The following is a 10,737-nucleotide window of genomic DNA, read 5'->3' as shown; positions in this document are numbered from 1 at the left end:
CGCCGCGCTGCGCCGTGCGCGTCTCCGCGGGCACGCTGCGGGCGCGCGACCTGCGCGCGGTGGGGGGCGGCTGCGGCGCGCGCGTCTCGGGCGGCGCGCTCGAGGGCGCGGACCTCGCGCTCGACGGGGACGTCGGCCTCGTCGTGGAGCGCGGCGAGGCCACCCTCGTGGGCGGGCACCTCCACGGCGCCCTCTCCGGCGCGACCGTCCACGGCGGCACCGCCACGCTCCGCCACCTCGCCGTCGACGGGCCCTCGCGCGAGGCGGGCCTCGCCGTCGCGGGCGGCGCCGCGCACCTCGAGGGCGTGGTCATCCGCTCCCCCGGGCCGGCCGGCATCGCCATCGCGGGAGGCCGGGTGGAGGGAGCGGCGGTGGTCGTCGCAGGTGTGAGCGAGGAGCAGGGCATCCCGGGGGCGTGCGTGCAGGTGCGCCGCGGCTCGCTCGCGCTCTCCGCGAGCACCCTCCTGCGCTGCGGCGGCGCGGCCGTCGAGGCGTCGGGCGGCGAGGTGCGCCTCTCGAGCGTGGACGCGTCGGGAGGCGCCGCCGGCGGGATCGTCCTGCTGGACGGCGCCACGGCGGTGCTGGACGGCAACCTCGTGACCGGGCACGGACCCGCGCTCGCGCTCGGGGGGGGCTCGCGGGCGACCGCGCGGATGAACCGCTGGTGGGCGGACCCGGTGTTCTGGGTGGACTGCGGGAGCGGCGCCCGCCTGGCGCTCGGGGAGGGGGAGCGCGCGCGGACCCCGTGCGGCGGGTCTCCTTGACGCGAGGCGTCCGTCTCGACAAAAAAACCCGCCCGTGACAGCCTCTGCCGTCGCCGGTCGAGGGGGCGGGCGCGTGGTCCTGCGCCCGGCCCGAGTCACCGGCACTGCGCCGAGGCCGGCGACCTTAGGAGGGTGGCGCGGAAATGCAGATCAACCTGCGCAAGGCGATGTTCGTGCTCCCGAACCTGTTCACGGTGAGCTCGATCCTCCTCGGCTTCTACGCGCTCACGCTCTGCGCCGGCGAGGCCACGCCGCTCCAGCTCTACCAGGCGGCGCTCGCCATCTTCTTCGCGATGTTCTTCGACGCGTTCGACGGCCGCGTCGCGCGCATGACGAAGACCCAGTCCGACTTCGGCGTGCAGCTCGACAGCCTCGCCGACGTCATCTCCTTCGGCGCGGCGCCGGCGCTGCTCGTCTACAAGTGGGCGCTCGCGCCGCTCGGCTTCCTCGGCTTCTTCGTGTCCTTCGCCTTCGCCGCCTGCGGCGCGCTCCGCCTCGCGCGCTTCAACGTCCTCGCGCAGCGCGGCGACAAGGGCTCCTCGCGCTTCTTCGTGGGCCTGCCCATCCCGCTCGCCGCCGGGACGATCGTCTCGCTCGTCATCGCCCACTACCGGCACTTCGCCACGACCACCGACCCGGCGACCCGCGTCCCGATCGCGCTCGTCGTCGGCCTGCTCGCGTTCCTCATGGTGTCGACCGTCCGCTACCGCACCTTCAAGGACGTCCACCTCTCGGCGCGCAGCCTCACGATCTTCGCCTTCTTCACCCTCGCGGGCGTCGGGGTCGGCATGGCGACCCGCGCCTCGTTCGTCCTCGTGGTCTACATGGCCGCCTACATCGCGCTCGGCCTCGCCGAGGCGCTCCTGGCCCGCGCGCGGCCCGCGCCCGACAAGGCCTCGCTCCCGCCCGCCATCCGCGCCGAGCTCGAGGCGGACGAGGCGCTCGAGCCGGAGCCCGAGGACGTCGAGGACAAGCCGCAGCAGGACGAGTACATCTAGCGCGTGACCGGCTCGCCGTCGCCCGCCAGCCCTGACCTCCTCTCCCGGCTCCGCGCCCGCGGCCTCCGCCGCACGGCGCGCCCGGCCGCGCGACCCGACGCCTGGGTGCTCCTCGCCGCCTGGGGTCCGTGCGGCTACGCCCCCGTCGCGCCCGGCACCTTCGGCACTCTCGGCGCGATCCCCGTGTACTGGGCGCTCTCGCGGCTCTCCCCGTCCGTGTACCTCGTGACGGTCGCCGCGCTCGTGGCGCTCGGCGCCTACGCCGCGCAGCGCGCCGGCGCGTACTGGGGGGTGGCCGACGCGTCGCCCATCGTCATCGACGAGGTGGCGGGCTACCTCGTCACGGTCGCCCTCGTCCCCTTCTCCTGGCCGGCGGCGCTCCTCGGCTTCCTCTTCTTCCGCGTGTTCGACGTGCTGAAGCCCTGGCCGGCCTCGGCGTTCGACCGCGTGAAGAACGGGTTCGGGGTCGTCATGGACGACGTGGCGGCGGGTGTCTTCGCCTGGGCCGCGCTCCAGCTCGTCGCGCTCGCGCTGCGCGCCGTCGCCGGCTGCGGCGGCGCGGGCTGGTGGTGCGCGCCGCTCGGGTCGTAGCGGAGGTCGCTCGCGATGACGCTCCACGTCGAGATCCTCTCCACCGGCGACGAGCTCCTCACCGGGCAGGTGGTGGACACGAACTCCGCCTGGCTCATGGACCGGCTCTGGGATCTCGGCGTCATGGTCCGGCGCAAGACGCTCGTGGGCGACGATCGCGCCGACCTCGACGCCGCCATCCGCGAGACGACCGCGCGCGCCGACCTCGTGGTGATGAGCGGCGGCATGGGGCCGACCGAGGACGACCTCACGAGCGAGCGCGTCGCCGCGGTGATGGGCGTGCCGCTCGAGCTGCACGAGCCGTCGCTGCGCGCGCTCGAGGAGCGCTTCCGCCGCTTCGGCCGCGCGCTCACCCCCAACAACGAGAAGCAGGCGCGCTTCCCGCGCGGCGCCGAGGTCGTGCCGAACCGGTTCGGCTCGGCGCCCGGGTTCGCGGTGCGCATCGGGCGGGCGGAGGTGGTCTGCTTCCCCGGCGTGCCGCTCGAGTTCCGGGGGCTCGCCGACGAGTGGCTCCTGCCGCGGCTCGCGGCGCGGCTCGGCGAGGTGCCGGCGGGGCGGGTGCTGAAGCTGTTCGGCGTCCCCGAGTCGCACGCCGACGACGCGATGCGGCCGCTCATGCGCGATCCCGCGAACGCGGACGTCCGCTTCGGCTTCCGCGCGCACTGGCCCGAGGTCCACGTCAAGTGGACCGTGCCCGGCCCGGACGCCGCTGCGCGCGCCGACCGGCTCGCCGCCCAGGCCCGCGCGATCTTCGGCGACGCGGTGTTCGGCGAGGGCAAGGAGGAGCTGCCGGCCCTCGTCGTCGCGCGGCTCGCCGCCCGCGGCGAGCGCGTGGCGCTCGCGGAGAGCTGCACCGGCGGGCTCGTCGCCGAGCTCCTGACGGACGTGCCGGGCGCCTCCGCGGTGCTCGACCTCGGCGTCGTCGCCTACGCGGACGCCATGAAGGAGGCCGTGCTCGGCGTCCCCCAAGACGTCCTCGCGGCGCACGGCGCCGTGTCGGAGCCGGTCGCGCGCGCGCTCGCGGAGGGGGCGCGCCGGGTCGGGCGGGCGACCTGGGGGATCGGGATCACCGGCATCGCCGGGCCGACCGGCGGGACGCCGGAGAAGCCGGTCGGGACGGTGCACCTCGCGCTCGCCGGGCCGTCCGGCACGAGCGCGGTCGAGCGGCTCTACCGCGGCGGTCGCGACCGGATCCGCAGCACCGCCGCCCACGAGGCGCTGAACCTCCTGCGGCTCGCGCTGCGCGCCTGACGGCAGCGCGCCGCGCCGCTACCCCGGCAGCTACTCGCAGAACAGCTCGACGAAGCGATCCCAGGAGACGAACCCGGCGGCGGTCTCGACGAGCTCCGCGTACAGCGCCGCCGCGCCCGCCAGGAGCGCGTCGAGCGGCCTTGGACGGTAGCGTCCGGTGAGGCCGCCCTCCTCGAGCACCCGACGGACCAGCGCCTGCACGTTCACCGCGCGGCCGTCGAGCTCGCCCTCACGGTCGAGGAGCCAGCCGATGAGCTGCCCGATCCGCTGCCGGACGGCGACACGCGGGTCCGCCCCGCCCGCGGCGAGGGCCTCGTTCACGGCGTCGGGCGGGGCGTCGCGGACGACGAGCCACGTGAGCGAGCGCTCCACCTCGAAGCCGGCTCGCGCGAGCGCGGCGCGGCAGCGGGCCTCCTCGTCGGGGCCACAGCGGATGCGCACCACAGGCTCGATCCTCGCGGTCACGCGCGGTTCGTTACCACCCGAGCGCCGCCTCCGCAACGGAGCTCACCGGCCCTATGATGCGCGGGTGACCACCGCCGACGACGCCGCGCTCGAGCTCCTGCGATCCCGGAGCGGCCTGTCGATCGACGACGAGGGCCGCTTCCTCCACCTCGGCGAGCCCATCACCCACGCGCGCACGCTCGACGTCCTCTGGCGCTCGCTCGCGCGCGCACCCGACGGGAGATGGCTCGTGCGCGTGGGCCGCGAGTCCGCGTACGTCGAGGTGAAAGAGACGCCCTACACGGTGCGGGGCGTGCTGCAGGAGACGCCGGGCGGGGCGCCCGTGCTGCTCCTCTCCGACGGGACGCGCGAGCCGCTCGATCCCGCCACCCTCCGCCTCGGCGACGACGGCGTGCTCCGCTGCGCCGTGAAGGGCGGCGAGCGCGCCCGCTTCACCCGCGCAGGCCAGGTGACGCTCGGGTTCGCCATCGAAGAAGACCCCCCAGGGACGGGACGCTATGCCATCACCATCGGTGGGACCCGCTGGCCCATCCGCGCCGCTTCGCGCTGAGCGGCGGCGGTAGACGACGCCTGCGTCGGACGGACCTCCTTTCGGTTGCTCGCCCGGAGGGTCCCTCCTACGTAGTGTTGCTCGGATGAGAGTCCTCGCGTTCTGCGCCCTCGCGCTGCCCCTCGCGGCCGCCGCACAGCTCGGCCCGAGCCCGTCGCTCGGCGAGGCGATGCACTCGATGGACCGCATGGAGGCCGAGAAGCCTCGGCCCCGGCGCGAGCTCGAGCAGACCTTCATCCTCCCCGAGCGCCCCGGGCAGAACCAGGTCGCCTGGTTCAGCTTCGACTGGCAGTTCATCGACGTCCCGCCGCCGGGCGGCGGCCCCGGGGGCCTCCGGCTCTACTACTACCGGAACGAGCTCGCCCAGGCGGAGCGGGCGCTGCCGGCGATCCAGAGCGCCTACGCGCGCCTCGTCGATCAGTTCCACTACAACCCGACGAAGCGCATCCCCTACATCCTCTACGCGACGCAGCGCGAGTTCCAGACGCAGAACGTCTTCGCCGTCACCGAGTCGGTCCTGGGCGTCACCTCGCCCGAGGACCTCAAGATGACGGTCCCGTACTTCGGTGATCACGCGCGGTTCATCGAGGTGTCGACGCACGAGATGGTGCACCAGTTCACCATCCAGAAGCTGCTCGAGGCCGCCGGCGCCGAGGAGATGTCCTCGCCCATCGCGTACCTGCCGCTCTGGTTCATCGAGGGCATCGCCGAGTTCTACTCGAAGGGCGGCATCGACACGGAGACGGACCTCTACCTCCGCGACCTCGTCTGGAACCCCGAGCCGCGCAAGGGCTACGACGTGCTGTCGTTCGGGGAGGACCGGATCCGCGGGTACATCCCGACCTACAAGCTCGGCCAGGCGCGGATCGCCTTCATCGCCGACCAGTACGGCCACGAGAAGATCCAGGCGTTCCTGGAGAACGCCTACCTCATGGGCGACGGCGGAGGCGGCTTCGGCGGCGGCCCCGCCGCGGGCGGCACGACGCGCAACTTCGGCGCCCTCGTGCGGCGCGTGCTGAACGAGCCCATCGAGCAGGTCGACGCCCGCTGGCGCGCGTGGCTGAAGCGCCGCTACTACCCGCAGTACCTCGAGGCGAAGCACGATCTCCCGCAGCTCCGGGAGCTCCGGCAGCTCCCCTCCGAGCCCGAGGACTTCGTCTCCTCCGCCGACGGGAACCTCATCCTCTTCCGCGGCATCGACCGCGAGAAGGGCCGCGCCCGCCTCTACCTCGTCGACGTGCGCAACCCGCGCAGCGCGGTCGAGATCGTCTCGGACAGCGTGCCGGGGTTCGAGTCCCTCCACCCCGTCGAGTACGGGGTGCTCGGCCTCGGGGACGGGATCCTCGCGTTCTCGGCCCAGGACGGGATCGGCGACCGCCTCCACGTCCAGCGCTTCCGGCACAAGCTCAGGGAAGGACGTCCCCCGCGCATCGAGCTCGGCCGGCGCAGGAAGCTCGACGTGCACACCGAGCGCGGCCAGCCGTTCATCCAGATCTCCGACCCCGCCTTCTCGCCGGACGGGTCGCAGATCGCGTTCGCCGGCGTGTCCACCGACGGCCAGTCGGACATCTACGTGGTCCCGGTGAAGGGCGGCGTGGCGCGGCGCATCACGCAGGATCCATACGTCGAGAAGGACGTCGCCTGGGGAAAGGACGGCATCTACTTCTCCTCGGACGCGACCGACCACGGGCGCCTCAACCTCTTCCGCATCGATCCTTCGAGCGGCGAGCGCACGCGGCTCACCACCGCCGCGAGCACAGACCGCGCGCCGTTCCCGCAGGCGGACGGCTCGGTCCTCTTCACCTCGGACGTCTCCGGGAAGCCCGACCTCTACCTGCTGAAGGCGGGCGCGGTCCAGCGGATCACCGACTTCACCACCGGGCTCACGAGCCCCGGCCCCTCGCCCAAGGGGCGCGGCGTGTTCGCGAGCACGTTCTACGGCGGCGTCTTCCGGATCGTCGAGGTGCCCAAGGTCGCCTGGCTCGAGCAGCCGAGCGTGGCCGTCCTGCCGCCCACCGGAGACGTGCTGGAGATCCCGAGCGGTACCTGGCCGGAGCAGGTGAAGGACTACGACGCGTTCGCGATCCGCAACTGGCGCCCGGAGGCGGGCTTCGTCTACGGGGGCGGCGCGGGGAGCGCCGTCGCGGGGCGGGCCGCGGTGCTGTTCTCGGACATGCTCCGGGACAACGTCCTCTTCGTGGACCTCTCCGTCTACGGCTCGTTCGACTACACCCAGGGGCTCCTCCTGTTCGAGAACCGCGCGAGGCGGCTCTCCTGGGTGCTCGGCGGGTTCCACTTCGTCCAGCAGAACCTCGATCGGCTGGACCCGAACCTCGCCTACTACCAGCGTGACTTCGGGGTGGTCGGCGCGCTGCGCTACCCGCTCGATCGCTTCCGGCGCGTGGAGACGGAGCTCACGCTGGGCGGCGTCCAGCGCTACTGCCTCACCGACTTCTCGGGGGCGGTGACGCTGCTCTGCCAGGGCCCCACGCTCACCACGGGCCCGTACACCTCCACGCGCGACTGGGAGAGTCGCAACGGCGGCGTCAACTTCACCATCTCGCCCACCGTGCGCTACGGCTACGACACCATCCGCTACGATCAGTACACCGGGCCGGTGGCGGGCAGCTCGCTCCTGCTCGAGCTCGGCGGCGGGTACCTCCCCGGGCGCGAGGCGGTGCACGGCTTCTTCCGCGCGGACACGGAGAAGTTCTGGCAGCTCGTCGGCCGCTCGAACTTCATGCTCCGCGCCGCGGGCGGGACGACGTTCTCGCCGAACGAGAAGGGCCGCGTCTGGGAGAAGAGCTGGTGGCTCACCTCCGCCGACAACCTGCGCGGCTTCTACCCGCTCGATCTCGAGTTCCTCATCGGGCAGCACTACTACGTGGTGAACGCCGAGCTGCAGTTCCCGCTCGATCCGCTCATCCGCCTGCTCATCTTCGACTACCTGGAGGGCGTCGCCGCCCTGGACTTCGGCGGCGTCTTCAACCGCTGGGAGTCCAAGACGAGCACCGTGCTCGTCCCGACGTACGACCCGACGACGGGGAGCCCGCTCGCGCCGATCGCCCTGGAGCGGTTCGAGCCGGGCGCCTGGGACGCGCGCACCCTCACCGGCGTGCTCGGCGTGAACGTGCTCTTCGGACCGCTCCTCCTGCGCGTCCACTTCGGCCACCCCTTCGACATCGGCGGCCTGCAGACGCCGGCCCTTCGCGACCACTCGCGCTGGGTGACGAACATCACGCTCCGGTACTTCTTCTTCTGATCCCGCGCGGCGGGGCGGGGACGCCAGCGTCCCCGTCCGCGCCGCGCCCTCACCCCACCGCGGCGAGCGCCGGCGCCGCGGCGCCCGCCCCCTCCCGCACCCGCGCGGCGAGCCGCTCGAAGGCCTCCGGGTTCGCGCGCAGCCACTCGATGGCGCGCTCGCGGCCCTGCCCGATCCGCTCGCCGTCGAGCGCGAAGTAGGCCCCGGACTTCTCCACCACCCCGCGCTCGACGCCGAGGTCGAGCGCCTCGCCGTGGCGATCGACGCCCGTGCCGTAGCGGACGTCGAACTCCGCTTCCCGGAACGGGGGCGCCACCTTGTTCTTCACGACCTTCACGCGGGTGCGGCTGCCGACCACCTGATCGCCGTCCTTCACCTGCCCGATGCGCCGGATGTCGAGCCGGACCGACGCGTAGAACTTGAGCGCGTGCCCGCCGGTCGTGGTCTCCGGGTTCCCGAAGACCACGCCGATCTTCATCCGGATCTGGTTGATGAAGACGACGAGCGACTGGTTGCGCGACACGACCGCGGTGAGCTTCCGGAGCGCCTGGCTCATGAGACGCGCCTGCACGCCCATGTGCGCGTCGCCCATCTCGCCCTCGATCTCCGCCTTGGGCACCAGCGCGGCGACCGAGTCCACCACGATGAGGTCGATCGCGCCCGAGCGCACGAGCTGCTCGGCGATCTCGAGCGCCTGCTCCCCGGTGTCGGGCTGGGAGACGAGCAGGTCGGCGAGGTTCACCCCCAGCTTCCGGGCGTAGGTCACGTCGAGGGCGTGCTCGGCGTCGATGAACGCCGCCACCCCGCCCTGCCGCTGCACCTCGGCGATGGCGTGCAGCGCGAGGGTCGTCTTGCCCGAGGACTCCGGCCCGTAGATCTCGACGACGCGCCCGCGCGGCAGCCCGCCCACCCCGAGCGCGAGGTCGAGCCCGAGCGACCCGGTGGGCACGACGGCCACCGGCGCCGGCTCGTGCCCGTCCCCGAGCCGCATGATGCTCCCCTTCCCGAACTGCTTCTCGATCCCGGCGAGCGCCTGTCCGAGGGCCTTCATCTTGTCGCTCAGCTTCGTCACGTCGTCCTCCTCGCCCCGCGGTGGGGCACCAGTCGCGCCGCTTCGGCGGCGCGGGTCTCACGAGAGCGGCCGGTCCAGCGCGCGGTACTGGATCGCCTCGGCGACGTGCGGCGCGCGCACCGCCGCCGAGCCCTCCAGGTCCGCGATGGTCCGGGCGACGCGCAGCACCTTGTCGTGCGCCCGCGCCGAGAGCCCGAGCTTCTCGACCGCCGCCTGCAGGATGCGGCGCCCGTCGTCGTCCGGCGTCGCCGCGCGCCGCAGGGCGCCGCCGCGCAGGCGGGCGTTCACGTTCGCCCCGCGCCCGCCGGCGCGCCCCCGCTGCACCTCGCGCGCGCGGGCGACCCGGGCGCGCGCCTCCGCGCTCGTCGGCCCGCTGGCCGCGGCCTCGCCGAGCAGCGGGGTGGCGAGGGCGGGCACGTCCACGTGCAGGTCGATCCGGTCGAGCAGCGGCCCCGAGATGCGCCGCCGGTAGCTGAGCAGCTCGTGCGGCGTGCAGTGGCAGCGCCTCCGCCGGTCGCCGTGGTAGCCGCACGGACAGGGGTTCATCGCGGCGACGAGCGTGAGCTCGGCGGGGTACGTGACGCTCCGGCCGGCCCGCGCGATCGTGACCTCGCCGTCCTCGAGCGGCTGCCGCAGCGCCTCGAGGACGTGGCGCCGGAACTCGGGGAGCTCGTCGAGGAACAGGACGCCCTGGTGCGCGAGCGAGACCTCGCCAGGCCGCGGGACGCTGCTGCCGCCCACGAGGCCGGCGTCGGAGATCGAGTGGTGCGGCGCGCGGAAGGGGCGATCGGCGAGGAGGCCGCGGTGGCGGGTGAGCCCCGCGACGCTGTGGACCACGGTCGCCTCGAGCGCCTCCTCGAACGCGAGGGGCGGGAGGAGCGTCGGCAGGCGGCGGGCGAGCATCGTCTTGCCGCTGCCCGGCGGCCCGAAGAAGAGCAGGTTGTGGCCCCCCGCGGCGGCGATCTCCAGCGCCCGCTTCGCGTTCTCCTGGCCCGTCACGTCGGCGAGGTCGACGGGGACGCCCGGGGGCGGCGCCGGCACCGCCCCCGGCGGCGGGAGGAGCTCCGCCGAACCGCGCGTCCAGGCGACCACGTCGCCGAGGTGACCCGCGGACAGGATCTTCACGCCCTCCACGATCGACGCCTCGAGCGCGTTCGCCTGCGGGACGACGATCGCGAGCGCGCCCGCGCGGCGCGCCTCGATGGCGAGCGGGAGGACGCCGCGGACGGACTTCACCTCGCCCGAGAGGGCGAGCTCGCCGACGAAGTGGACCCTCGCCAGCGCGTCCGCGGGGACCTCCTCCACCGCCGCGAGCACGCCCATCGCCATCGGCAGGTCGAAGCCGGTGCCGTCCTTGCGCAGGTCCCCCGGCGCGAGGTTCACGGTGATCCGCTTGTGCGGCAGCTTCACGCCGAGGTTTCGCACCGCCGCGGCGACCCGGACCTTCGCCTCCTGCACGGCGCCCGTGGCGAGCCCGACGAGGTGGAAGCCCGGCATCCCGAGCGTCGCCTCGACCTCCACGTCGACGGGGATCGCCTGCACGCCGAGCACGGCGCCGGAGCGGATGCGGACCAGCATGCACGGACGTTCAGCAGGGGCCGTGCCAGCGCCGGATCGCTGCTGGGCGCGCGCGAGAGGAGCTTCCCCGGCCCGCCGCGCGCTCGCGCCGGACGCGCCGCGGACGCTCGCGAGCGCGGAACGCCCGGGCCGGCGTCGGCGTCGGCGGGCGGCGGGCGGCGAGCCGCAGCGCTCGCGCGAGCGCCGCGTCGAGCATGCCGGCCGAT

The 10,737-nt window shown here is 74.0% G+C and carries 10 protein-coding genes; 6 read left to right on the top strand and 4 right to left on the bottom strand.

Translation table 11 applies throughout. The features are described 5' to 3' along the window. The 4 genes from MNZ29_RS22055 to MNZ29_RS22040 form a co-directional block, all read left to right on the top strand. Positions 1–764: hypothetical protein (locus MNZ29_RS22055; protein ID WP_374110850.1), on the top strand; the 764-nt coding region annotated here is incomplete at its 5' end. A gap of 143 nt (positions 765–907) precedes the next feature. Continuing rightward, positions 908–1,762 (top strand): CDP-diacylglycerol--serine O-phosphatidyltransferase, encoded by an 855-nt coding sequence (gene pssA / locus MNZ29_RS22050; protein ID WP_242341228.1) that lies wholly within the window; start codon positions 908–910, stop codon positions 1,760–1,762. 3 nt (positions 1,763–1,765) lie between these two features. Continuing rightward, positions 1,766–2,353 (top strand): phosphatidylglycerophosphatase A, encoded by a 588-nt coding sequence (locus MNZ29_RS22045; protein WP_242341229.1) that lies wholly within the window; start codon positions 1,766–1,768, stop codon positions 2,351–2,353. A gap of 15 nt (positions 2,354–2,368) precedes the next feature. Beyond that, entirely contained in the window at positions 2,369–3,604 is a 1,236-nt protein-coding gene (locus MNZ29_RS22040; RefSeq protein WP_242341230.1) for a competence/damage-inducible protein A, read from the top strand. Positions 3,605–3,634: 30 nt separating this feature from the next. On the opposite strand, the gene MNZ29_RS22035 is transcribed toward MNZ29_RS22040, so the two are convergent. Continuing rightward, positions 3,635–4,045, bottom strand: a complete 411-nt coding sequence (locus tag MNZ29_RS22035) for a hypothetical protein (RefSeq protein WP_242356745.1) — start codon at positions 4,043–4,045, stop codon at positions 3,635–3,637. A gap of 88 nt (positions 4,046–4,133) precedes the next feature. Between MNZ29_RS22035 and MNZ29_RS22030 the strand changes: the two genes are divergently transcribed. Together MNZ29_RS22030 and MNZ29_RS22025 are read left to right on the top strand one after the other, a co-directional pair. Further along, complete coding sequence (locus MNZ29_RS22030) at positions 4,134–4,619, top strand: hypothetical protein (RefSeq protein WP_242341232.1); 486 nt, start codon at positions 4,134–4,136, stop codon at positions 4,617–4,619. A gap of 85 nt (positions 4,620–4,704) precedes the next feature. Then, on the top strand, positions 4,705–7,881 hold the full coding sequence (locus MNZ29_RS22025) for a hypothetical protein (protein ID WP_242341233.1): 3,177 nt from the start codon (positions 4,705–4,707) through the stop codon (positions 7,879–7,881). A 49-nt stretch (positions 7,882–7,930) separates the two neighbouring features. Here the strand turns inward: MNZ29_RS22025 and recA are convergent, their stop codons facing one another. From recA to MNZ29_RS22010, 3 genes are all read right to left on the bottom strand, one after another. Then, positions 7,931–8,953: a recombinase RecA gene (gene recA / locus MNZ29_RS22020; protein WP_308197078.1), complete on the bottom strand. Its 1,023-nt coding sequence runs from the start codon at positions 8,951–8,953 to the stop codon at positions 7,931–7,933. Between the two features lie 57 nt (positions 8,954–9,010). Further along, the gene (locus MNZ29_RS22015) at positions 9,011–10,531 is read right to left on the bottom strand and encodes a YifB family Mg chelatase-like AAA ATPase (RefSeq protein ID WP_242356743.1); all 1,521 of its coding nucleotides are present in this window, start codon (positions 10,529–10,531) and stop codon (positions 9,011–9,013) included. 10 nt (positions 10,532–10,541) lie between these two features. Continuing rightward, positions 10,542–10,737: hypothetical protein (locus MNZ29_RS22010; RefSeq protein ID WP_242356741.1), on the bottom strand; the 196-nt coding region annotated here is incomplete at its 5' end.

The sequence above is a fragment of the Anaeromyxobacter sp. SG64 genome, assembly GCF_022690745.1.
GTDB classification, from domain to species: Bacteria; Myxococcota; Myxococcia; order Myxococcales; family Anaeromyxobacteraceae; genus Anaeromyxobacter; species Anaeromyxobacter soli.
The sequence above is the reverse complement of the archived record's forward strand: the minus strand, read 5'-3'. Positions and strand labels throughout refer to the sequence as shown.

Excerpts from the sequence above, each read along its gene's own strand:
- pssA (WP_242341228.1), top strand. The coding sequence starts at position 908 with ATGCAGATCAACCTGCGCAAGGCGATGTTCGTGCTCCCGAACCTGTTC.
- MNZ29_RS22040 (WP_242341230.1), top strand. The coding sequence starts at position 2,369 with ATGACGCTCCACGTCGAGATCCTCTCCACCGGCGACGAGCTCCTCACC.
- MNZ29_RS22025 (WP_242341233.1), top strand. The coding sequence starts at position 4,705 with ATGAGAGTCCTCGCGTTCTGCGCCCTCGCGCTGCCCCTCGCGGCCGCC.
- MNZ29_RS22015 (WP_242356743.1), bottom strand. The coding sequence starts at position 10,531 with ATGCTGGTCCGCATCCGCTCCGGCGCCGTGCTCGGCGTGCAGGCGATC.